Annotated in this window: 20 protein-coding genes; 11 read left to right on the top strand and 9 right to left on the bottom strand. The window is 69.6% G+C overall.

Annotated elements, in window-relative coordinates:
- Nucleotides 1-97 precede the first annotated feature (97 nt).
- On the bottom strand, nucleotides 98-391 hold the full coding sequence (locus DMB42_RS17945; RefSeq protein ID WP_125636015.1) for a hypothetical protein: 294 nt from the start codon (nucleotides 389-391) through the stop codon (nucleotides 98-100).
- Between the two features lie 988 nt (nucleotides 392-1379).
- Between DMB42_RS17945 and DMB42_RS17940 the strand changes: the two genes are divergently transcribed.
- Nucleotides 1380-1571, top strand: coding sequence for a hypothetical protein (locus DMB42_RS17940; RefSeq protein WP_125636013.1), 192 nt, complete (start codon nucleotides 1380-1382; stop codon nucleotides 1569-1571).
- Between the two features lie 236 nt (nucleotides 1572-1807).
- Here the strand turns inward: DMB42_RS17940 and DMB42_RS17935 are convergent, their stop codons facing one another.
- Nucleotides 1808-2353: a hypothetical protein gene (locus DMB42_RS17935; RefSeq protein ID WP_125636011.1), complete on the bottom strand. Its 546-nt coding sequence runs from the start codon at nucleotides 2351-2353 to the stop codon at nucleotides 1808-1810.
- A 338-nt stretch (nucleotides 2354-2691) separates the two neighbouring features.
- On the opposite strand from DMB42_RS17935, the gene DMB42_RS17930 reads away from it, so the two are divergent.
- The 4 genes from DMB42_RS17930 (at nucleotide 2692) to DMB42_RS17915 (ending at nucleotide 10392) form a co-directional block, all read left to right on the top strand.
- Complete coding sequence (locus DMB42_RS17930) at nucleotides 2692-6567, top strand: type I polyketide synthase (protein WP_125636009.1); 3876 nt, start codon at nucleotides 2692-2694, stop codon at nucleotides 6565-6567.
- Nucleotides 6486-8036, top strand: a complete 1551-nt coding sequence (locus DMB42_RS17925) for a beta-ketoacyl reductase (protein ID WP_125636007.1) — start codon at nucleotides 6486-6488, stop codon at nucleotides 8034-8036. Before DMB42_RS17930 ends, DMB42_RS17925 begins: the two co-directional genes overlap by 82 nt.
- A 137-nt stretch (nucleotides 8037-8173) precedes the next feature.
- Nucleotides 8174-9016, top strand: coding sequence for a spirocyclase AveC family protein (locus DMB42_RS17920; RefSeq protein ID WP_185844717.1), 843 nt, complete (start codon nucleotides 8174-8176; stop codon nucleotides 9014-9016).
- Nucleotides 9013-10392 carry an NAD(P)/FAD-dependent oxidoreductase gene (locus DMB42_RS17915; protein WP_125636004.1) on the top strand — a complete coding sequence of 460 codons (1380 nt, stop codon included), beginning with the start codon at nucleotides 9013-9015 and terminating at the stop codon, nucleotides 10390-10392. Before DMB42_RS17920 ends, DMB42_RS17915 begins: the two co-directional genes overlap by 4 nt.
- A 77-nt stretch (nucleotides 10393-10469) precedes the next feature.
- Here DMB42_RS17915 and DMB42_RS17910 read toward each other — a convergent pair whose 3' ends face one another.
- Together DMB42_RS17910 and DMB42_RS17905 are read right to left on the bottom strand one after the other, a co-directional pair.
- Nucleotides 10470-10964, bottom strand: coding sequence for an NUDIX hydrolase (locus DMB42_RS17910; protein ID WP_125636002.1), 495 nt, complete (start codon nucleotides 10962-10964; stop codon nucleotides 10470-10472).
- On the bottom strand, nucleotides 10957-11631 hold the full coding sequence (locus DMB42_RS17905; RefSeq protein WP_125636000.1) for an alpha/beta hydrolase: 675 nt from the start codon (nucleotides 11629-11631) through the stop codon (nucleotides 10957-10959). The genes DMB42_RS17910 and DMB42_RS17905 overlap by 8 nt, the downstream gene beginning before the upstream one ends.
- A gap of 27 nt (nucleotides 11632-11658) precedes the next feature.
- Here DMB42_RS17905 and DMB42_RS17900 point away from each other — a divergent pair, with 27 nt between their 5' ends.
- The 3 genes from DMB42_RS17900 to DMB42_RS17890 all read left to right on the top strand — a co-directional run bounded on the left by DMB42_RS17900 (nucleotide 11659) and on the right by DMB42_RS17890 (nucleotide 14071).
- Entirely contained in the window at nucleotides 11659-11811 is a 153-nt protein-coding gene (locus DMB42_RS17900) for a hypothetical protein (RefSeq protein ID WP_185844716.1), read from the top strand.
- 365 nt (nucleotides 11812-12176) lie between these two features.
- Entirely contained in the window at nucleotides 12177-13481 is a 1305-nt protein-coding gene (locus tag DMB42_RS17895) for a hypothetical protein (RefSeq protein ID WP_221762222.1), read from the top strand.
- Complete coding sequence (locus tag DMB42_RS17890; RefSeq protein WP_260477762.1) at nucleotides 13478-14071, top strand: TetR/AcrR family transcriptional regulator; 594 nt, start codon at nucleotides 13478-13480, stop codon at nucleotides 14069-14071. Before DMB42_RS17895 ends, DMB42_RS17890 begins: the two co-directional genes overlap by 4 nt.
- Nucleotides 14072-14370: 299 nt before the next feature.
- Here the strand turns inward: DMB42_RS17890 and DMB42_RS17885 are convergent, their stop codons facing one another.
- The 4 genes from DMB42_RS17885 to DMB42_RS17870 form a co-directional block, all read right to left on the bottom strand.
- Entirely contained in the window at nucleotides 14371-14649 is a 279-nt protein-coding gene (locus DMB42_RS17885) for a hypothetical protein (RefSeq protein ID WP_125635994.1), read from the bottom strand.
- 125 nt (nucleotides 14650-14774) lie between these two features.
- Nucleotides 14775-15518, bottom strand: a complete 744-nt coding sequence (locus DMB42_RS17880; RefSeq protein ID WP_125635992.1) for an rRNA methyltransferase — start codon at nucleotides 15516-15518, stop codon at nucleotides 14775-14777.
- A gap of 258 nt (nucleotides 15519-15776) precedes the next feature.
- Nucleotides 15777-16595, bottom strand: a complete 819-nt coding sequence (locus DMB42_RS17875; RefSeq protein WP_260477761.1) for a TrmH family RNA methyltransferase — start codon at nucleotides 16593-16595, stop codon at nucleotides 15777-15779.
- A gap of 643 nt (nucleotides 16596-17238) precedes the next feature.
- Nucleotides 17239-18399, bottom strand: coding sequence for a DUF5685 family protein (locus DMB42_RS17870; protein ID WP_125635988.1), 1161 nt, complete (start codon nucleotides 18397-18399; stop codon nucleotides 17239-17241).
- 634 nt (nucleotides 18400-19033) lie between these two features.
- Between DMB42_RS17870 and DMB42_RS17865 the strand changes: the two genes are divergently transcribed.
- The 3 genes from DMB42_RS17865 to DMB42_RS17855 all read left to right on the top strand — a co-directional run bounded on the left by DMB42_RS17865 (nucleotide 19034) and on the right by DMB42_RS17855 (nucleotide 21505).
- Nucleotides 19034-20515: an alpha/beta fold hydrolase gene (locus tag DMB42_RS17865; RefSeq protein ID WP_125635986.1), complete on the top strand. Its 1482-nt coding sequence runs from the start codon at nucleotides 19034-19036 to the stop codon at nucleotides 20513-20515.
- Between the two features lie 314 nt (nucleotides 20516-20829).
- Nucleotides 20830-21234 (top strand): hypothetical protein, encoded by a 405-nt coding sequence (locus DMB42_RS17860; RefSeq protein ID WP_125635984.1) that lies wholly within the window; start codon nucleotides 20830-20832, stop codon nucleotides 21232-21234.
- The gene (locus DMB42_RS17855; RefSeq protein WP_125635982.1) at nucleotides 21185-21505 is read left to right on the top strand and encodes a hypothetical protein; all 321 of its coding nucleotides are present in this window, start codon (nucleotides 21185-21187) and stop codon (nucleotides 21503-21505) included. Before DMB42_RS17860 ends, DMB42_RS17855 begins: the two co-directional genes overlap by 50 nt.
- 497 nt (nucleotides 21506-22002) lie before the next feature.
- Here the strand turns inward: DMB42_RS17855 and DMB42_RS17850 are convergent, their stop codons facing one another.
- Nucleotides 22003-22215: a hypothetical protein gene (locus DMB42_RS17850; RefSeq protein ID WP_185844715.1), complete on the bottom strand. Its 213-nt coding sequence runs from the start codon at nucleotides 22213-22215 to the stop codon at nucleotides 22003-22005.
- Between the last annotated feature and the right edge of the window lie 171 nt (nucleotides 22216-22386).

Raw genomic sequence — 22386 nt, 5'->3', positions numbered from 1 at the left:
CGCTACATCAGACGGCCCACCATGCCTCGGCGATCAGCGCCCGGAACTCGGATGATCACCCCGGCGTTGCGGCCGGCCTGCCCGGTGCGCCCGCTGATCAGGGGATGTACACCTCGTAGTAGAAGCCCGGCAGATAGGGGCCACCTCCGCGGAACCAATGACAGTAGACGAGCCCGGTGTATTGACCGTTCTGCGCAGCGTCCTCATAGGCGGCATCGCAGGCGGCCAGGGTCTGGTACGGGCCCTGCAGGTACCAGTCCGGTGTGGGCCAGCCCGCGCCGGCCACGGACGCGCTGGACTGTGTGGCGGCGAAGGCGGGTGCGACACCAGCCAGAACACTGGCGCTCAGAGCCGCGGCGAGGAGAACGGAATGTAATCGGCTGATCTTCATCGCAGGTGACTCCTCACATTTGGGAAGGAGAACACATTCAGGTGAGCACCGGCCACGAGCCATCGTCAAGACCTGGAATCAACACAGCATCTCCCGCCGCCGGTCGCGCCCAAGAGAACGCCCGTTGAGGCGTACCGGCGGATCCGTGGAGAGCGCACCACGCCCGGCGTCAAAGCGGCGCCGTCCACGATGTGGGAACTCTCCAAAAGGAACGGCCTTGATCCAGCCCCCGAACGAGCATCCACCACGCAGGTCACCTACCAACACTCCCGAGCCGAGACCCTCAGCGCCGGAGCCAGTCGGCGCGGCCAGCCGGCGGGCACCGGAGAACACGGTCACGGCACGGATGGGCGACCTCCGCGCTGATCCTGCGAGATTCGTCGATGATGACCGCATTCTCGTCTTACTCGATCGTCCTCCCCTCAGCGACATCGGCTGCATACAGCTGTCCCGGGTTGAGATGCCGCCAGTTCGAGCCGATGACCTTGCGGTGTCGACGGATGATCGTGCTGTGTTCAGCCATGCGCCGCCCTCGACCTGATGGGACTGGCATGCCCATCTTCCCCGGCTGTCGCGCAACTCGTTGCGCCGATGACCACGAGAAGGCCCACCAGCAGACGGCCCGCATTGGTCGCGGCGATCACGGCGAGACCCATCCGGTAGATGAAGGCATTCTGCAGATGCTGCCACTCGGAGCCGCCGCGGGGAGTCCTATTGATCATTACGTGATGAGTGAGCGCCGGACCGCTGACCCGTTGAATCAGGTCAGGCCCGGGTTTCGCGAACGACTCACCATTCGATCGCGCCTTTGGGCGTCACCCCTGCGTCGGGAATGCTGAAGGCCTTGTTGTCTTGCCCAGTCCTTCCGGATCCCACCTCACGACCCGGTCGGCCCGCCACCTCCCGCGTCGGCCAATCTACGGGCATGGATTACGCAAGCCGCACTGTCGCCACAGAAGTCCTGACCAGGCCGACTTACGCTTCCCGCATGGCTTTTGTTATCCCAGAGATCAAGGTCGGCCTGGCCGAACTCGGTGGCGGCCCTGACTCCTGGTGCTCAAGGTGCGGCAAGCGTGCGACCCTGTACTTCGTCGATCCGGCGACCGGAAGGCCCACGTACGTCTGCACGGCCGACGCCGGCGCCGAGGTGGAGGCAATGCTCTTGCGCTCCCCCGACTAGGCGGATCACCACCGCGGTGTCAGCCCTTCGAGCCAGGCATCCGACGCCGTCCGAGCGTCACTCCGGATCACACCACCAGCGGGAAGCCGTCGCGCAGGTCAAGCCCCATGACCCAAGTGCCGGCAGGCTGCGGCGCACGCGGCATCCGTCCACCTTGTGAGGCTGGTCGAGGCCGGTCGGGGTGGGAGGCGCGGATGCCGGTGCTGCCGTCGTTCTGGTCGGTGTTGCGGGTGAGGTCAGCCGACGCTGAGGTCGCCGTGGTAGCCGATGCTCTTGGCGCCGCCGAAGGGGCCGCCGACGGTGCACTTGAGGCTGCCGCGGAACAGGTCGGCGCTGAGGTGGGCGGAGAACTTCTCGCCGTCGAGGGGGCCGCCGACGACCTGGCCGGACAGGGTCACCTCGCTGGCGATGTTGCTTTCGAAGTTCAGGTCGAGGTCGCTGCGGGCCTTCCTGCCGTCGTCCAGGGTCCAGTCCAGGGTGCCGGTGCCGTGGCCGGTGCCGCCGCCGCCGAGTTCGCAGGTGAGCCAGACGCCGCTGAAGTTCGCGGTGAGCCTGGCCTCGTCGATGCCGAGGCCGGTGGAGTCGCGGCAGGAGCCGTTGGCGCCGCGGATCTCGATGTCCTGTTTGAGGGGGACGATCTGTACTCCGGGCTTGAAGTACATGGTGCCGGAGGTGTCACAGGTGACGCTTCCGGCGGCGTAGGCGGGCGTGGTGAGGGAGGTGAGGCCGGCGGTGGCGATCACCGTGGCCAGCAGGGCGGCGACGCGAGGGAACTGTGACAAGGGAACTCCTCTGGGGGTGCTGACCGGGTGCCTGTGTCATGGCTTTGGACGCACCCGGGCGGTCCCTCCCACCATTGCGACTACGTACAGTAGTTACAAGAGTGCAAACAGTTACTCTCGGTAAGGTAACTCTCGCTGTGACGCGACTGCCCGGCGCCCCCTGCCGACCTGTCACGCCGCTCTCACGATTGCGTCGAAATGTCGTCAAGTGTGGTGCTTACCTGCAAGAAGAGAAGCTCTTTGTCAATTGACGGGTACGCACAGTAACGACAGTTCGAAGAGCTTCACTCGGGGACCTTCATGACCGCACCTACGTCGCCGGCCGGGAGGAACGACGCATGTCGCCGACTACGCAGACGCCGATCGCGGTCATCGGGATCGGCTGCCGGTTCCCGGGCGGGGTGGAGACGCCCGCCGAGCTGTGGAATCTCGTCAGTCAGGGGCGCAGCACCATCGGCCCGGTACCCAAGGGACGATGGGACGCCGAGTGGCTGTCGGCCGTGCACGATCCGGAGACGGCCGCCCGCGCCGCCCGCGGGTGTTTCCTGGACGGGGACGTGTGGGCGTGGGATCCGCAGGCTTTGTCGGTCGCGCCGGCCGAGCAGGACGCGATCGACCCGCAGTTCCGGCTGATCGCCGAGGTGGCGTGGGAGGCCGTCGAGCACGCCGGGATCCCGATGGGCTCGATCCGCGGTACGCGTACCGGCGTCTACGTGGGCACCTACGCGCCGGACAACCTGCTGCGCGAGGCCCGCCCGGTGGAGGACTCCCCCGACAGCCTGTACCTGTTCGGCAACTTCACCGCGGGCGCGGCCGGGCGGGTCGCCTTCGCGATGGACCTGCGCGGCCCGGCGATGGTGGTGTCCACGCATTGCTCGTCCGGGCTGGTCGCGGTGGACACCGCGTGCGCCGCGCTGACCACCGGGGCGTGCGACGCCGCGCTGGCCGGCGGCGTGCTGCTGATGTTGTCCCCGGTCACCCAACTGCTGGAGGCGCCGTGGCTGCTGTCGGCGCGCGGCGCCTGTTTCGCCTTCGACGAGCGCGCCGATGGATACGTACGTGGTGAGGGCGCCGGGATGCTGCTGCTCAAACGGCTGCAGGACGCCCGCGCCGACGGCGACCGGGTGCTGGCGGTGATCCGCGGCTCGGCGGTGAACAACGACGGGCAGTCCACCCGGCTCACCGCGCCGTCCACCGTCGTACAGCAGGAGTTGTTCAGGACCGCGCTGAAGCGCGCCGGGATGGACCCGGACGGGGTCGGCCTGGTCGAGGCGCACGGCCCCGGCACGGCGGTGGGCGACCCGATCGAGTACACCTCGATCAACGCCGTGTACGGCCGGGGCCGCGGCCGGTGCGCGCTGGGCTCGATCAAGACGAACATCGGGCACAGCGAACCGGTCTCGGGCATCGCCGGGACCATCAAGGCCGTCCAGGCGCTGCGGCAAGGACAGATCCCACCCAACCTGAACTTCCGCGCCTGGAACCCGGCGATCCCGCTGGATGAGGAGTCGCGGCTTTTCGTCCCGACCGAACTGATCCCCTGGCCGGTCGCGGAGGGGCCGCGGCAAGCGGCGGTCTGCTCCTACGGTGTCACCGGCACCAACGCGCACATCCTGCTGGAACAGGCGCCGCCCCCCGGCACCGGGCCGCGGGCGACCACCCGCGCCCCGCGCCGCCACGAGGAGAAGACCGCAGCCGACCCCGGCCCGCACACGAATGCCACCGAACCGGACACCACTGCCGCGCGGCCGCCGTCGCTGTTCCCGTTGTCGGCGTCCTCGCAGGCGGCGCTGGGCATGGCCGCCGGTCGCCTCGGCCACTGGCTGGAGCGACACCCCGCCGACGGGGACGGCCCCGAACTGGTGGATGTCGCCCACACGCTGGCCCTTCGGCGCAGCCACGCCCCCTTCCGGCTGGCCGCGGTCGCGCGTGACGCGGGCGAACTCGCCGCGAAGTTGACGTCCTTCGCGGCGAACGGGGAAGCCGACGGCCTTGTCACGGGTACGACCCTGCTGCCGGACGGGTACCCGGGCCCGGTGTTCGTCTTCACCGGCCAGGGCTCCCAATGGGCGGGCATGGGCCGTACCCTGCTCGCGGCCGAGCCGGCCTTCGCCGACGCCATCGACGCGTTCGAACCGCTGATCGCCACCGAGGGCGGTTTCTCCCTGCGCGAGGCCCTGCTCGCACAGGATCCACCCGCGACGGTCGGCCGGATCCAGCCCGCGCTGTTCGCGTTGCAGGTCGCCCTCGCCGAACTGTGGCGGTCCTGGGGCGTACGCCCGGCAGCCGTCATCGGCCACTCGATGGGCGAGGCCGCCGCCGCGGTCGTCGCCGGCGCGCTCACCCCGGCCGAGGGGGCCGCGGTGATCTGCCGCCGCTCGGCGCTGCTGGGTGAGGTCGCCGGCGGTGCGATGGCCTCGGTGCTGCTGCCCGCCGAACAGGTGGAGTACGACATCGCCCGAGCCGGCGCCCATCGGGTGTCGGTGGCGGTGATGAGCGCGGACGACTCCACTGTGATCTCCGGGGATCCGGCGCAGATCGGCGTGCTGATCGCCTCCTGGCGGGAGGCCGGGGTGCCCGCCGCCGAGATCGAGGTGGACGTCGCCTCGCACTCGCCGTACATGGACCCGATCCTGGGGCGGCTGGAGGCCGCGCTGGAGGATCTGCGCCCGCGCTCGCCCGAACTGGCCCTCTACTCCACCGTCACCGACGACCCCCGCCGGAACCAGCCGATGGACGCCGGCTACTGGCGCGACAACCTGCGCCAGGTGGTACGGTTCGCGGCCGCCACCGATGCCGCGCTGGCCGACGGGCACCGGCTGTTCGTCGAGTGCACCCCGCACCCGCTGGCACTGCGCGCGGTCGCGGGCATCGCCGAGGCCCGGCACGTACGCGATGTCGTGACCGTGCCCACCCTGCGCCGCGGCACCGACGACCAGGAGACCTTCCTGGCCAACCTGGGCATGGCGCACTGCGCCGGACTCCCCGTCGAGTGGGCCTCGCGGTACGCGCACGGCGAGCTGGCCGAGCTGCCGACCGGGGCGTGGAACCGGGAACGGCACGGCGGGGACGGCGAACCGTACCGGCTTGTCCCCCCGCACCTGGTCGGGGCCGGTCAGCACCCGCTGCTGGGCGGGCACGTGCGGGATCCGCGACAGCCGCACCTGCACACCTGGCAGACGCCGATCTCACCGCGCCGCCTGCCATGGCTCGGCGATCACCAGGTCGCCGGGGTGCCGGTGCTGGCCGGCGCGGGCATCGCCGAGATGATGCTGAGCGCCGCCCGCGCGGCATTGGGGTGCGATCAGGTCGCTCTGGGCCAGGTCACGCTGCTCAGCCCGCTGGTGCTCGACCCCGAACCGACCGTCACCACCCGGCTCACCCTGCGCGAGGACGGCGAGCCCGCCACGGTGGAGGTGGTCTCCGGCGAACGGGAGAATCTGCAGGTCCACGCGCACGCCACCGCAGGAACGCTGGACGGGCCGCCGCCCGCCGAGACCGGGAACGCCGGTGAGGACTGGCAGGAGTCGCCACCGCAGGAGTTGTACGAGCGCCTCCGCGACCGGCACCAGATCTACCACGGGCCCGCGTTCGCCGGGCTGGAACGTACGCGTATCCACCCTGAACAGGACGTGGCGGTGGCGACGTTGCGGCTGGACGACAGCGCCCGCGTCACCTCGTGGATGATGACGCTGCACCCGGCGCTGACCGACGAGTTCGTCCAGGCCGCGGCGTCGGTCTGGCTGGCCCGCCATGCCATCAGCCCCGGCCCGGTGGTCGTGGCCGGGTTCGAGGAGATCCGCGTCTACGGTCCCACCGCGCACGCCCGCCGGGCCCGGGTGCGCCTGCACGAGGCCGACGACCTGGCCAGCACCTCCTCCGGGGTGCTGATGAACGCCGACGACACGGTGGTGGCCGAGATCCGCGGCCTGCGGCTGACCAACGTCACCCCGCCCGACCAGCGGTACGCCGACCGGCTGTCCCACGTCGCCTGGGTGCCCGCGAAACCCTTCGGCGACGACGCGACCGGGCAGGCGGGGCCGACGGCTCGGACCGGGTCCTGGCTGGTGCTCACCGACGGCACCCAGGTCGAGACGGCCTGGCGGGCGAGCTGTCGCGACACCTTTCCCGCTTGCTGGCCCGGCGAACGCCCGGCCAGGGTACGGTGTGCCGCCTGGCCCGCCTGGCCCGCCTGCCCGGCCTGGACGACATGAGTGACATGGGCGACCTGGGCGGTGTGGTGCTGGCCTTGGGCGGTTCGACCGGCGACAGCCCCACCGCACCGCCGCTGGCCGCCCGTGACAGCGTCGTCCGGCTGACAGCGCTCATCCGCCGGTTGGCCGAACTGCCCGACCCGCCCCGGTTGTGGATCGCCTCACGTCAGGACGGTCCCGCCGCCGCCACCACCGGGCCGCGCGGCGTGCTGCGGGCCGCCGCCTACGAGCTTCCCCGGCTCACCGCCTCGATCATCGACTTCACCTCCGGAACCGACCTGACCGAGGTGGCGGCCGACATCCTGGTCGCGCATCCGGTGATCGAGATCTCCTGGCGCGACGGCGTACGCCACGTGGCCCATCTGCGCTCCGGGTCCCCCGAGGAGCCCGCCGCGGGGAGCCGGCCGCTCATCCGGGGCGGGTCCTCGTACCTGGTCTCCGGCGGACTGACCGGTCTCGGGCTGGCGACCGCCCAGTGGCTGGCCGCTCAGGGAGCGGACCACCTGATCCTCGTCGGCCGCTCGGCTCCCACCGGTGACGCCGAGAAGACGTTCGCACGGCTGCGCGAGTCGGGCACCGTCGTGAACGTCGTCCAGGGGGACATCGCCGACAGCGCGGTCACGGCCAGGGCGACGGCCGCCGCCGGGGAGCGTCCGCTGCGCGGAGTGATCCACGCCGCGGGCGTGGTGGAGGACGCGACCTTGGCCAATGTCGACGAGGATCTCCTGCACCGGGTCTGGCGCGGCAAGGCCGAAGGCGCCTGGGCCCTGCACACCGCCACGGCCGGCCAGGACCTGGACTTCTTCGTCCTGTACTCCTCCCTCGCCTCCCTCATCGGCTCCCCCGGCCAGAGCATGTACGCCGCGGCCAACACCTTCCTGGACGACCTGGCCGACTGGCGCGCGGCCCGCGGACTGCCCGCCACCGCGATCCACTGGGGCGCCTGGGCCCGTACCGGACGCGGACAACACCTCGCCGACCGGGGCTTCGTCATGATCTCCCCCGAGGACGGCACCGACGCGCTGGGCCGCATCCTGACCGCCGGCCACACCCGGGTCGCCTACTCCCCGATCGAGGCCGGCGCGTACGCCAAGGGCTTTCCCGCCGTGGCGGCCTCCGAGCTCCTCGCCGAGTTCGGCCTCGCGGGCGACGACGGCGACTCCGCGCTGCTGGACGAGGTTCTCGCCGCCGAGACCGACGGCCGGCGCACGTCACTCATCCAGGATCACATCATCACGCTCACCCGCCAGATCCTCGGCGGCACCTCCCAGCACATCGGACCCGCCACCAGCCTGGTCATCCTCGGCCTGGACTCCCTCTGCGCGGTACGGCTACGCGCCCAGCTGGAGAACTCGCTGAAGACCTCCATCGACCCCGGGGTCATCTGGGTCCGTCCCACCCCGGCCGGCCTCACCGAATGGATCATGAACCGGATGGGACTCCGGTCCGGCGAGGGAGCGGGTGCCTGACACACGTGCTCAAGGGAGGGCCAGCCCGTCGAAGAAGGGAGCGACCCATGCCGTACGACCTACCGCCCCCCGATCCGAAGCGGCGTTTTCTGGTGCCTCGCCCGGTGTGGGCGTGGGTGGGAGTGGCATGCCTGGTGATGCAGTTTCTCCTGTACTCCGCGTGGCTCGCCGACCATGGATACCGGCTGGCCACCCCCCGGCCCTCCGACGGATCCCTCTTCCCGCTCATCACCCAGACGATCGTCTGCGGGATGTACGTGATGATCCTGTTCTTCGGCGGGATCGTCCTGGTCCGGCAGCGGCTGAGGATGGGCGTCGCGTTGGGGGCCGCGATCGTCTTCGCGCTGTGGCTGGAGCCGCTGGCCAACGTGGCGGGCCTGATCATCGAGTACAACGCCAACGCGGTCGGCCCCGCCTCGTCCTGGGCGCCGTATCTGCCCGGCTGGCAGGGGCCCGCTCGCCATCACGCCACGCACCAGCCCTTGACGCTCGTGCCGGCCTGGGTGGGCGGGACCGTCGCCGGAGTCCTGTACGGGGAAGGGCTGATCCGCCACCGGCGCCGGCACCCGGACATGAGCACCCGGCGTTTCATCGCGCTGCTGGTCATCAGCAGTGTCGCGGTCGTCAACCTGCAAGATCCGCTGTTCTTCGCGCTCGGTTTCGTACGTTACGACAAGGGAATCGACGGCTTCACCCTCTGGCCTGGCACCTGGCACCAGTTCCCGCTGCACGAGACGTTGGCCTTTTCCATGCTGATGATCGGATTCGTCGGCTTCTACTGCTGGTACCGCCTGCACGGCGGCGACTTCCTGCGGCCCGCTTCCACCGGCCCGCGCACACTTCGCCGCGCGGTGCCCTTCCTGGCCGTCATCGGCGTCGCCAACTTCGTCACGTTCTGCTACATCGCCGTCCTGGTGTTGTGCGGGCTGGCGGCCACGATCACGCCCGCCGAACTCCCCGGCTTCTGGAGTTCCCCGTGACCGCCCCACCCCGCCACGGCCACGCGGTGGTGATCGGGGGAAGCATCGCCGGTCTGCTGGCCGCCCGCGTCCTCGCCGACCACTTCCACCAGGTCACCGTGGTCGACCAGGACACCTTCCCCGATTCCCCCGGACACCGCCGCGGTGTGCCGCAGTCCCACCACGTGCACGGACTGCTCATCGGCGGCCGCGAGGCGATCGACGACCTGCTTCCCGGCTTCACCGCCGAACTGATCGAGCACGAGGCGCCGACATGCGATCTCGGCTCCGAGTTCGTCATGCTCTCCCCTGCCGGGTGGGCCGCCCGCCGCCCTTGCGGCCTGCGCGTGATCGGCGCCAGCCGCGTCCTGGTCGAATGGATCATCCGCCGCCGGGTCCTGGCACTGCCCAACGTCGTCGTACGGCAGCAGACCCGGGCCTGCGGCCTGGCCGGCGACGCGAAGGCCGTACTCGGTGTCCACGTCCGGCCACGAGGGCAGGAAGTGCCGCGAGAGCCGTCGCGGGAGACGGTCGAGGAGGTCCTGGCCGCCGACCTGGTCGTCGACGCGGCCGGACGCGGCTCGCGAACCCCTGCCTGGCTCGGCGACATCGGCGCCGCCGTACCGGCCGAGCAGTCCTTCGACCCTCACCTGGGTTACGCCAGCCGGATCTTCGCCATACCGCCCGGACACACCGCGGACTGGAAGGCCTGCCACCTCCTGCCCGGACGAGGCGACCGGCTCCGCGGATCCACCCTCATCCCGATCGAGGGCAACCGCTGGATCGTGACCCTGTTCGGCGTCGGCTCCGACCGCCCCACAGCCCGGGGGGAGGATTTCCTGCCGTACGCGCGCAGCCTGCCCAGCCCGCTCGTCGCGAACGCCGTCAACGGCGCGCAGCCGCTGTCGGAGGTCGTCACCACCCGCGCCACCGCCAATCGCCGCCGCCTGATCACCGCAGAACCGGGCCGTCCGGGCAATCTCCTGCTGACCGGCGACGCCGCGTACTGCTTCAACCCCCTCTACGCCCAAGGCATGACCACCGCGGCGTTCGGCGCGGTGCTCCTCGGCGACTGCCTGAAGGCCGGCCATGATCCCGCTGACCTGGCCCGCCGCTACCATCACCGGCTCGCAAGAGCGAACCGTGCTTTCTGGTACATGGCCACCCTCGGCGATCACATGATGTCCGGCGACACCTCCGGCGCCTCGCCCGCGCGGCGCCTCGCGGCCCGATACCTGAGCCGCCTGCGGGCGGCAGGCACCCAAGACCCTGAGGTCCACCTGGCCTTCCTCCAGGTCTTCACCGCCCTGCGAACCCCGCTCAGTCTGTACGCGCCCTCGACGTTCCTGCGTGTACTCATGCCACGGCCGCCTCGCCGAAACTCCCGCCGGACCTGAACCCCCGCCCTCCAGCACGTGCCGGCCGCTGCCCTGTGCTGTGACTGGGGAAGCATCAGCCAGGGAGCGGCTGTTCGTCACTGAGGCGAGCGGCCAAGATATCGGCGCAGGGCTTCTCGCCCACCTGGTACGAAGGGCCCTCGATCGACCACGTTCCGCAGTTGGGGCTCCGTGAGCCAGGCATGCCAAGCGATCTCGGACGGATCTGGAGACAACGGCCCGGTGATCAAAGCCTCGTGCACCCCGAACCAGGCAGGGCTGATCCCGTCCCGGCACAGGAACTTGAACAAAAAGCGGACCGGGACGCCGGCCCCCAGTTCCTCGACCAGTTCGCGGGCCGCCGCGTCCTCGTACGACTCGCCTACGCCCACGGCGCCGCCGGCCAGCACGTCATAGTGGCCGGGAAAACGAACATGCTCCTCGGCTCGGCGCAGCACGAGGATCCGCCCCGTCGGATCGCGGCAGATCGTCGTCGCGATCCGATGCATCCACCGCCGACGCACCGCCTCCGCGCGCTCCACGACGTGCAGCACGCGGTCCTGTTCATCCACCCGCTCGATCAGCTCACCCACGCAGCACACGGTCGCAGACGCCACCGACAAGCTGGCCTGGGATCACCCCAGTACGCCGGGCGGCCGCGATGACGCGCACCACCGGTGCTCGACCAGGTCGTCCATGCATCCCGACCGCTCCCAGCTCCACCGGCTGGTGATCGATGTAGGAGTGCTCGCCGGTCTCGAACAACCGCTGCCGAGCCGTCTCAAGGGCCTTCCGCAGTACGCGGAAGCTCACCGTGCCGTGAGCGAGACGCAGGTTGTCGTATCCGTCGATGACCGGGACCACGGAGCAGACGGCACGTACCCGGGCGTCGACGGCGCCGAGGATGAGCACGTGGCCACCGCTGTAGGAGATGCCCCAGGCCCCGATCCTGCCGGCGTCGACGTCCTCGCGGGCCTGCAAGAAGGAGACCGCGTTGCGATAGTCCTCGATCTGCTTCCACGGGTCGATGTGCCGCCGCGGCTCGCCGGTGCTCTCGCCGAAGTACCGGTAGTCGATGACGAGGGCCGCGATCCCCGACTGTGCGAACACCTCGGCGAACAGCGGTTGCGCCACCTCCTTGACGTAACACCATCCTCCGGCGAGCACGACCGCGGGATGGGGGCCGGGCCCGTCCGGTAGGTAGAGCAACCCGCTCAACTGCTCGCCCTCGCTCGGCACGGTCGCCGGCGTCGGCGTCACCGCATCGCCGCTCCGGTCTTCAACGCGGTGAGCAGTCCCATCGCGTCGATCAACGTCTCCATCGCCCGGCCGATGGACGCGGACGAGCTGAGAGAGGTCATGGGACCCCAGGTCGTCGAGACGGCGCGTGCCGTGACGGCTCTCGGCACCGAGCTCGCGATCGACTCCGGCCGCCATTGAGGTCCGCCTCCGGCACGTCAAGGACACTCCTGATTGCGTCGACCTGGTCACTGGTGTGGTGACGGCCATCGCGTGATTCCTTCGAAGGCACAAGCCAGATCGAAGGAGGCACGCGATGGCCCCTACTGTCGGGCCCGCGCCGTACGTCACGGCGGGCGCGACCGGACCTACTGGCGCGACATGAGCGGGACGCCTGTGCGGGCTCGGCCGCCGCGGCGCCCGACCCGTCCCGAGCGGTGCACCCCAGACGGCAAATCTGTCATCGGAGTGACATTTGACATTCATATGACATGATGTTGGGCATGAACGAAAGCGTTCCGCGGCTGCTGCGAGACGCACGCCGCGTCAGAAGGCGCCACGAGTGGGTGGCAGTTCAGCGACGGCGGCTCGGCGAGATCGTCGAGCACGCCCGCACCGGTTCGCCCTACTACCGCGATCTCTACAGCGGCCTGCCCCCCGGCGTCGACGACTCCTCATCCCTGCCCGTCACCGGCAAGAAGGCGCTGATGGCGCACTACGACGACTGGGCCACCGATCGCGAGGTGACGCTGGCACGGGCGCGCGCCTTCGCCACCGATCCGCAACTGGTAGGTGAACGGTTCCTCGACCGATACCTGCTGGTCACCACCTCAGGCACCACAGGAAACCCCGCGATCTTCGTCAAGGACGATCGGGACATCGCCGTCAACTACGCCCTCAGCATGCGGATGATGGGGTCCTGGCTGAACCTCGCCGACATCACCCGGATCGTGGCAGGCGGCGGACGGATGGCCATCGTGGCCGCGACGAACGGCCATTTCCTGGTCTCGGCCGGCGCCGCCCGCATGCGCGCACACCGGCTGCAGCGCAGGTCCATCCGCCTCTTCTCCGTGCACACCCCTCTCCGCGAACTGGTCGAGGCGCTCAACCAGTTCCGCCCCGCCCTCCTGCTCGGGTACGGCAGCGTCCTCAACATGCTCGCCGCCGAGCAGGAGTCGGGACGGCTGCACATCGCGCCGGTAGTGGTCGAACCCGCCGGCGAGACGCTGACCAGCGGCGACTACGCGCGGATGGCCCGCGCCTTCGAAGCCAAGGTACGCGACACCTACGGCGCCAGCGAGTGTCCCTTCCTCACCGAGGGCTGCGCGTACGGCTGGTATCACGTCAACAGCGACTGGGCCTTGGTCGAACCGGTCGAAGCGGACTACTCCCCCACCCCGCCGGGCAGGCCGTCCCACACCGTTCTGGTGACCAATCTGGCCAACCGCGTACAGCCGATCCTGCGTTACGACCTCGGCGACAGCGTGCTGCAACGGCCTGACCCGTGCCCGTGCGGCAACCCCCTGCCGGCCATGCATGTACAGGGACGCGTGGCCAACCTGCTCACGTTCGCCACCGCACGGGGCGAGGTCGTCATCGCGCCGCTGATGCTCAACACCCTGGTGGACCGCACGCCTGGAGTACAGCTCTACCAGATCGTCCAAACCAGCCCGGCGAGCTTGCGCATACGGATGCTGCCCGCGCCCGGGGCGGATCCGGAAACGGTGTGGAGCACAGTGCGTGACGGGATCGGCGGCCTGCTCGCCGACCACAAGCTGGACCATGTCATCCTGGAACGCGCTGAGGAGCCGCCGCAGCAAGCCCCCGGCGGAAAGTACCGGACGGTCATCCCGCTGAAGGATTTCGCATGATGTCAGATTCCGAGCAGCCCGGCCTGCGGGAGCGCAAGAAGGCCGGCACTCGCGCCGCCATTCAGCGACATGCGCTGCGCCTGTTCCGCGAGCAGGGGTACGACGCCACCAGCGTCGAGCAGATCGCCCAGGCGGCCGACGTCTCGCACCGGACGGTGTTCCGCTACTTCCCGACCAAGGAAGCGCTGGTCACCCTCGATGACTACGACACCCTCATCGCCGAGGCGTGCGCGGCCCAGCCGCCGGAACTCGGTCCGGTGTCGGCGCTGCGCAACGCCTTCCGGGCCGTGTTCACCGACCTGACCGACACAGAGGTCGCCGCGAAGCGGGAGCGCCAGGCGCTGGTGCTCAGCGTCCCCTCGCTGTGGGCGGCCAGCCTCGCCAACATCACCAGGACCAAGCAGACGCTCACCGAACTGGTCGCAGCCAGGCTCGGCCGTCCGCGACACGACGACCAGGTGCGGGCCGTCGCGGGCGCGGTGTTCGGCATCCTGCTCTCGGTCTGGCTGGACTGGGCCCAGGATCCGGAAATGGACGCCCCGGCGCTGCTGGACAGCGCACTCGCCCATCTGGAGAGCTCGGTGAACTAGAGCTGTCACGACGATGCGGCGTGTCCACGCCACGTGCATCGACGGCCGGCAGCAGGCGGAGGGACAGCCGAGAGCGTCAGCGATCAGGTGCATGCCCTTCCGGACCGGTCGCAACGGGTGCCGCTCGCGCGCCACGAGCGGCACCCCGGAGGCGCCGCGTCAGACGAGCTTGCGGTGGATCCGGGACGGGATCGCCTGGGCCGCGCCCTCCCGGCCGAACTCCTGGCAGACCCGCGACGTGATCTCCACAGCCTTCGGGGAGCAGGCGGGGTAGAAGTCCTTGCCGCAGCCCAGGTCCTTCAGCGCCGCCTTGATCTCCTTGTCCAGGTACGGCCTGGCGACGTCCGAAGCTCCCGCACGATCTTCGTGTGGCTCAGACCGTCCAGCTCGGTCGGCTCGCTCTTGCTGACGCCCAGGCACGCGGCGAACCGCTTGCCCAGCTCGACGAGCTGCTTGTCCTGGTCGAGCACGCTCAACAACTTCCGCACCGCCGCGTCGAGCTGGTCGGAGTAGTCCTCCTGGGAGATGACGGTCTTGCCCCAGCACCTCCTCGACCGCCTCGGCGAAGCAGAACCCATCGGCGGCGCGCCACCTTCGAACGGCCCTGGAGGAGTACGCCAAGGCGCTCAGCGGAGCGATCAAAGATTACGGGACCGATTTCCAAAAAGGCAGGATCACCAGTCGGGAGTAGTGAATCTACTGGTCAGGTGGAAAACTGCGCGACTTTCAGCAACGCGACCGACCGGGTGCCGATGCGGAACTCTTTCCTGGGCCGGGGGCCGGCGCCCAGCGGCACCTTCCGCCCGCGCGCCGTCACCGCGAGCACCGCCTCGCCGGGCAACACCGACGCCACGTTGCCGAGCATCTCCGGCACGCCGGCCTCGCCGTGCCCACCCAGCCAGTTCGTCTGCTCCCCGTAGGGGACATCCGTGATCACGATGTCCGGGGTGGTCGCGGCAGTCACCGCCGCCAGCTCGTCGCGGTCGAAGACGTCAGCCCGCCGGACCAAGGACGGAAGGGAGCCGCCCGCCGCCGCGAGCCCGCCGCCGAGCCTGCGTGCCGCTCCGGCGGCCTCCAGGTAGGAGGGCTTGTCGAAACGTTCCGCGCGTTCCTCCAGAACCCGTGCGCGAGCTTCCAAGGCGTCGGGATCGAGCAGGAGCAGATTCGCGGCGGCGAGATCGAGCGCGTTCGCAGAGATGTCGCTGGCGACCAGCGAGGCGATCAGCCGTCGGTGCAGCAGCCCGACCACCGAGAGCAGATGGCCGCTGCCGCAGCACGGATCCCAGACGACCGCCGGAGCGTCGCCGCCGCGCAGCGCCAAAGCACGCAGAAAGATCTCCGAAGCCAGGCGGACAGGGAAGGCGGGGAATCCGGGCGCGGAACGCAGGACGGAACCACTGGCGAGGTCCGAGTAGTCGCCCTTGGTCAGGACGTGGCGGTAGCTCACCCGGCTTCCTTCCCGATCAGACTCTCCCCGGTCCGATCTTAGATGCCTCCCATCCCAGGCCAAGCCATATGGCCCGCTCAGCGGGCGCGCAGAGCCCGTCCGGCCGCTCTAGCTCCGCCGGCCCACCGGTTCCAAATTCGGCTGGGCCATGACGTCGCCCGCCCGGCCGATCGCCATGGGCGGCGGACGGCCCTCTCCAGCGTTGTCGGTGTGCAGGCACCGACGAGCCGTAAGGCACCGTCGAGTCGTACGAATCCGTCACGTCGGGAACCCCCGCTGCCGGGCGACCTCATAGAGCATGAGTGTGCCCGCCGAGGCGGCGTTGAGCGAGCTGGCCGCGCCTCCGATGGGGATGCGCACGATCTCGTCGCACAGCTCGCGCCAGCGGGAGCTCATGCCGGTGGTTTCGTTGCCGACCACCAGGAGGACAGGCCCTGTGAGGTCGCATTCGGTGACCAGGACGTCACCGCGTTCGTCCGTACCGACGATCTTGATGGGCAGGCCCCGCTCGCGCTGTGCCGTCACCCAGTCCAATACCTCCGTCGGGGAGGACGTGCGGACCGCGGGAAGCCGAAACAGTGAGCCCGTGCTGGCCCGTACGGACTTGGGGTCATAGACGTCGGCGGCGTGGCCGGTGACGATCAGGCACGAGGCGCCGAAGGCGTCGGCGGAACGGAGCAGCGTGCCGATGTTGCCCGGGTTCGTCGGCCTGTCGAAGGCAACCCCGAGGAAGTCCTCGCCCGCATTCAACCGGCCGAGGTCGTCGGACCGTAGGGCACCGACGGCGATCAGTTCCGGAGCCCCGGACTCTCGTTCACCGAGCTCTCGCAGGAGTTCCGGTTCCACCCCCACCGACTGGACGCCGCTCTCGCTCAGGAGGTCCTCGGCCCAGGAGGACAATTTCTGCCCGAGCGGATAGAGGAGCCGGCGCAACGGCCAGCCGTACTCGACGGCCAGAGAGATCGGCCGGACGCCGTGGATGAGGAACTCCCCAAGGCGCTGGCGCTTGGTACGGTTGGTCAGCAGCGCCTGCCACTCCTGGAACTGGGCGTTCCGGCTGAGCACCCGATCTTGCACGCTGGCCCGTGAGCGCGCGTCATCCGTCCCACCCCTGTGGCCGCCGCCTTCACGGCGCGACGAAGCGAAGCCCCCACTGTTCGGCATGCGGCAATTTTAGGGGCACAGACAGGATCCAGGACCGCCCCCGTAAGCTGCGCGACCTGCTAACCCTGGCGAGGCCGCCACCTGTACCCGAATCGCCGATCCAGATCGTACGCACACCGGCCGAGATCCACACGCTCCCGAACATGGAGACGGTCCGCCGCAAGAGCAACCCGGGTTCCGCAATTGGTGGTCACTGCGCTTGCCGATAATCACATCCGCCCAGGTCATGCCTCTGCGATGGCTTCACGTGGCGGCGCAGACTCCAACCAGCCAGGAGACGAACCCGGTGCAGTGTGACAATCGGCCGTGCTCCTCCACCTGGCCAGCCTCACCGTCACGAACATGTTCGCCGCACTGCGATTACCATTCGGCTGCGGCTCCTCGTCCGGCCGGACACAGTCCGGCGCCGGCACCGCGCTCTGAAGCCGAGCACGGCTGACCGCCGGTGCTGAGGTCTGACGGCACGCTCCTGGGGTCGCGATCCTGACCGGGCGCGCTTCGGCATCGGCCACCGTGCTTATCGCCCAGACCCTGCTGACGGGACTCCCCGCGGCGGTCAGTCGCAGCCGCAGCCGCAGCCGTCACAGGAACAGCCGTCCTCGCCCGGGCAGCAGGAGCAGCAGTTGCCGCAACAGTCACAGCCGGAGCAGTCGAAGCGCTCGCAAAAGGAGCCCTCGCGGTCCTCGTCCCAGGCAGGCCGGTACAGGCCGCACGTGCAGCACGTCAGTGCGGCGCACGCCAGCGACAGCAGCCCGCCGGGATCCTGCTTCGGCGGCCGTCCTCCCGGCGGGGCGCCGGGATCGCCGGGCGCGTGTCCAGGCGGGTGGCCGGTGCCGTGGGTTGCGGCGGTGGCGAAGGCTCGGGAGACGGCGCTGCCGGTCTCCCGCACCAGCAGGGCGCGCGTCAGGCCAGGTCGGGGCAGGTCCAGCTCGTCCACGGCGGCGCGCAGCTCGGCATGCGCGGCGTCGCAGTGGCGGCGCGCCTCGTCCAGGCCGGTGCCGGTGGCGGCCAGCGGGTTGTACGCCCCAGACACCCGGTCGTCGGCCAGGTCCTCCACCGCGTCGATCAGGTGTGCCAGCTTCCCGAATCCGCGACCGGCCGCCTCCAGGGCCTCCCGGTTGTGCGGCTTCCCCCCGAGCACTGCGGTGTGCGCGAACGCGGCGGCTACGGCGTCCTCGGTGGGCCCCGTCAACTCTCGTAACCCGGGCGCCGCGCTGCTCCCCGGGGGCGCCTGGGCGGGGGCGCGTTCCAGGAGGGTCTGGCGGTCGGCCGCTGCTGTCAGCGGAGTGGGGTCGAACCCCAGCGTACCGGCCATGGCCGTGCCGGCCGAGGACCAGCGGCCCGCCAGACGGGTGGCGCCGGCGGCCACCAGGCCGCGGGCGTACACGCCGTCCCCGTCCGCCACGTGATCGCCCACCTTTCCGGCCGCCAGGAGCAGCGACACCGAGGCCGCCAGCCGTACTCCCTCGGACTCCACTACGTCGGCGCCCTTGAAACCGCGCAGCGCACATGGGCCCGCCCGCCGACGCGACGCGGACGTGGGCGACTGGGCCTCGGTGAGGACGGACACGAGCAGGCCGTCGTAGTTGGTCACCAGGCGCGACAGGTGTCCGTGCTCGTCGCGGAGCGCCAGGCAGAGCCCGCACAGGTGCCCCATCCAGTCCGCGTAGAGCCCCTTGCACATGACGTGCCGACACGGGCGGACAATGCCGAACATACGTCCCCTTATGTGCGCATTAGAGAGCCAACCGTAGCACCAGGCCGCCGACAGATACCGCGGCGGCGAACGGATCCGCAGGAAGGAGAAGGTGCCTCACCGACCGGCCTGGAGCACTGCGCCTGCCAACCTAAAAGGATCAAAATCGTTCGGGCAACGGGTACCCACACGGCCATCGTTTGCCGTGATCGGATCCGGCTCGGTGCGCAGCCGCGCCGCTTGTCTCACCACCACCCACGGGCAACTGCGGAAGCCGTTAGAAGCTCAGAACGGATGGCCAGCGGCAAGTCGTTACGTCTGGGCCGGGCACCTGACCATCTTGAGGTCATCCACCGGAGCAGATACACCCTCTGTCGACGTGGTGCAGGCCCGGCGAGGGCGCTGAGCTCGTCGTCGCGGTCGGCGTGGTGTCTTCGCGACCGCTTCGGGGCTTCCCCCATAAACGTGGACACCCCGGGCACCCTGTTGGCCTGGCATCGTGGCAGAGCCATTGAAGCGGCTCGCCCGCGAGCCGCGATCACGCCTACGTGGCCTTGGTTCACCCTGGAGACTAGGACCGGGGTCCCAGATCGCCTCTGCTGGAACCGTCTCAAGGCAGGAAGTAATCGGCCGCCCGCGACGGCACGCTGGGATCATGATCACGATACGCGCACGGAACCCTGGTAAGCGCCACGGCGGCGAACGCCGTAGGAGCAGGTGGCCGGTCATCGCCGTAGCCGCGGCGATGCTGATCGGGATGGCCCCGGCGGCGTCGGCTGCCGGGATTGACGGACCGCTGAGATGGCAGGACTGCGAGAGCGAGGGCGTACCCGCGGGCATGCAGTGCGCTGCGATCGATGTCCCCGCGGACTGGGCAAAGCCGCAGGGACAGAAGATCACACTGGAGCTGGCCCGGTTGCCGGCCACTGAGCCGCCACGCCGGCTCGGCAGCGTCCTGGGCATCTCCAGCGGTTACGGGATCCAGGACCTGACCCGTTCCGCGGCGGATCTCACCGAGCTGCGGCGCAAGTTCGATCTGGTCGGCTACAACGCGCGTACCACCACGTGGATCGCACACATGCCCCAGGCATGCACGCAGCCGGGGGTGTCCCTGCATGATCCGCGCAACGCGAAGGAGCTCGCGGCGCTGGCCGCGGCGATGAACGAGGCGTTCAAGGAGTGTCAGAAGGCGGACACGACGGGGCTGTTCGCGCACCTGGATGCCTTGTCGATCGCCAGGGACACCGAGGCGATCCGCAAGGCGCTGGGCGAAGAGCGGCTGAGCTTCATGGCCAGCGGCATCGGCGGGTCCGCGGCCGCCGCGTACGCCCGGCTGTTCCCACAGCGCATCCAGGCCATGTACCTCGATGGAGTGAACAACCAGACCGAGGGCTGGCCCGCGCAGCGGCTGCTGAGCCTGCCGGTCATGCAGCGGATGTTCACCAGGTTCGCCGACTGGTGCGCGGAGACTCCCGCCTGCGCACTGCACGGCCAGGACGCCGAGGCGGTGTGGCGCAGGCTCCTGCGGGATGCCGATCGCCATCCGATTTCGGTCACCTCATCCCAGTACGGCAAGGGGAAGCTGACCGGATGGCTGTTGACATCCACCCTCCCCCTCGACCCAGGGCCGGAGAACGCCAACTGGCTGACCTTCGCGGCCGCGGTGGACAAGGCGCGGAGCGGGGACGGGTCAGGGTTCGCCGATCAGGCGCTCTTCAACGCGCGATATTCGGCAACGCCCGGGGCACAGGTGATGAGCTGCGGGGACGACCGCGGATACACCAGCTATGCCCAGCTTGAGGACTTCCGCAGGAAAGCGCGGAAGATCGCACCTGAGTACGCGGGAGCGGCCATCGACGCGCTCGGCTGCACAGGCTGGCCGCTGCCGGTGGCCAATCCGTCCCGCCCGCTGCTCACGCGGGGTCTGCCGCCCTTTCTGGGGGTGGGCACCACGTGGTTCGACTACACCTCGACCAAGAGCTTCACCAGCATGATCCCGGGATCGGTGACCATCGCCTACGACGGACCCGGTCACGTCATGTACCTGTCAGGCAAGAAGTGCCCGATCCGGCACGCCACCAGGTACCTGACCGACCTGACACTCCCAGAACCGGGCACAGTCTGCCCCACCGAATGATCAACGCTCAGAGCCAGGTCAGGGTGGCGTCGATGTCCTTGGCTCACCTCTGCACAGCACCTGCCCGTCTCGTCGACAACAAGATCTGAACGACTCCAGCCGAAACCGTCCGCAGCGACATGACTTACTGCAGGACAATCGCTGTCCCTTCCGGCAACTTCATCCGGAAGGGACAGCTGCCCAGTCCTCGCTACGGCGGACCATGGCGGCCACGACGAGCTACCGTCGAAGAGTGGCCAAGCCCCGCAGCCGTAAGCCTCGGCCTCAGCGCGGGTCGTGTCATCAACCGCTCCGGTGACCCTCGGCGTCGGGTCATGGACGAGCGCGTGGCCAGAGAGACCGATCCGGTGTATCGCGCGGCCGCGCGGATCGCCGGGACGATCGCTTACCGCCCCCCAGCCGACCCGATGCAGATTCCCGCTGTACTGCCGCTCTTCCTCGACGTCATCGCCGCCGAGTACCTGCTGCCCGCCGAGCGCTGCCTGGACGACTGCATGACCCTTGCTCACGCCTATGCCCAGCTCGGCATCCCCGCCCAGGTCCGCGCGGTGGACCTCGCTATCGCCAGTGTCTTGGACAAGGCCGTCATCAGCCGCGGCACCCTCACCCCACGCTGGGAAGACGGAATGATCCACGGGCACACCGTGGTCTGGCTACCCCCTGGACTACTTGATCGACGTTACCGCCGAGCAGTTTCTCGAGATCGCCGCCCTAGATGAGGGGCCGGTCGTCGCCGGCCGCACTGGCCGCCAAGCCGCGCAGGACCCGGCGGAACGCGTCCACCTCAAGCGCAAGCAGGTGCGCATGACATACACACCGGCGCCGTTGGAGACCACCGTCGCCTTGCTGGACCATCCGGTGCCCCAGGCCTCGCTGTCCGCCTACCGCCGCCGCGGCGTCAACGTCGCTACGGCGGCCGTAGCCATCCTGGCCGACTCACTACACCGGCATGCCTCCCACGGGTGCCACACAGGCGGGCCGCCGCGCTGATCGAGGCCGTACGCGAGCTGCCTGAACACCCTCACGCCGAGCACCGGCGCTTTCTGCTGGACGGTCCTGACGGCCGTCAGGTTGTAGCACAGCTTGACGAGGTCCCGCTCCCCGCAGGCACGCCCCCGTCACTGAGCTGCCATGGTGGCCGAGCGGTTGACTGCTGACACGGACTCAGCACACGGCCGTGTCAATATGTCTGCGCGCTTCCTGCGCCGCGGCCAGGCACATGATCAAGCGAGGTCGACGGCGTCGGCGATCATGGCACGGAAGCGACCTTGCTCCTCCAGAAGCCGTTGGAGCTCGATGAAGGCCAGTATGGATAGCCGCGAGTGGTGCCGGGCCCGAAAGATGTCGCTGACGAAACCGGGATGCGCCATCTCCCACAAAGCCTGCGCGAGCCGATGGCGCAGGTCCTTGGTGAGCGACCGTCCCCGCGCGATTCGGCACCGCCTCAGGTCCGGGATCGGGCCTCGCTCACCCAGCGGTTGTGGGGCTCAATAACTCGAATCACCTCCGGCGCTGAGCAGCGCCGCCAACCACAGGCGATCGGCCGGTTCGTAGCGCACCCGTGGGACCTGGCGGCGCAGGACCGTGTTCTGATGCCGAAGCACCAGCAGTTCCGCCTCCTTGGAGACGCTCCTCCGTAGCAGCAGCGCGGAGACTGACAGCAAGCGCCGGGCGATGGCGTACACCGTAGACAGGATCACGAATCATGATCCCTGGTGATCCGCGACACCGCAGCGGGCAGGTCGCGCAGGGGATTTCCGTGGTAGGCGGCGTCCGCCACGGCATGGACGAGCGCCCGTCAGCCGCGGTGGCGAGCAGGCCGGTCAGCTCGGCGGCGATGGCGGCCTTACCCGGACCGTCCTTGACATTGC

This window comes from Nonomuraea sp. WAC 01424 (assembly GCF_003947315.1).
Classification (GTDB): Bacteria; Actinomycetota; Actinomycetes; order Streptosporangiales; family Streptosporangiaceae; genus Nonomuraea; species Nonomuraea spiralis.
Note: the sequence above shows the minus strand (reverse complement) of the source record. Positions and strands in the feature narration are given on the sequence as shown.

Coding starts and splice junctions, on each gene's coding strand:
- DMB42_RS17930 (WP_125636009.1), top strand. CDS start 2,692: ATGTCGCCGACTACGCAGACGCCGATCGCGGTCATCGGGATCGGCTGC.
- DMB42_RS17860 (WP_125635984.1), top strand. CDS start 20,830: ATGGACGAGCGCGTGGCCAGAGAGACCGATCCGGTGTATCGCGCGGCC.
- DMB42_RS17920 (WP_185844717.1), top strand. CDS start 8,174: ATGCAGTTTCTCCTGTACTCCGCGTGGCTCGCCGACCATGGATACCGG.
- DMB42_RS17885 (WP_125635994.1), bottom strand. CDS start 14,649: ATGGGTTCTGCTTCGCCGAGGCGGTCGAGGAGGTGCTGGGGCAAGACC.
- DMB42_RS17870 (WP_125635988.1), bottom strand. CDS start 18,399: ATGTTCGGCATTGTCCGCCCGTGTCGGCACGTCATGTGCAAGGGGCTC.
- DMB42_RS17945 (WP_125636015.1), bottom strand. CDS start 391: ATGAAGATCAGCCGATTACATTCCGTTCTCCTCGCCGCGGCTCTGAGC.
- DMB42_RS17890 (WP_260477762.1), top strand. CDS start 13,478: ATGATGTCAGATTCCGAGCAGCCCGGCCTGCGGGAGCGCAAGAAGGCC.
- DMB42_RS17940 (WP_125636013.1), top strand. CDS start 1,380: ATGGCTTTTGTTATCCCAGAGATCAAGGTCGGCCTGGCCGAACTCGGT.
- DMB42_RS17865 (WP_125635986.1), top strand. CDS start 19,034: ATGATCACGATACGCGCACGGAACCCTGGTAAGCGCCACGGCGGCGAA.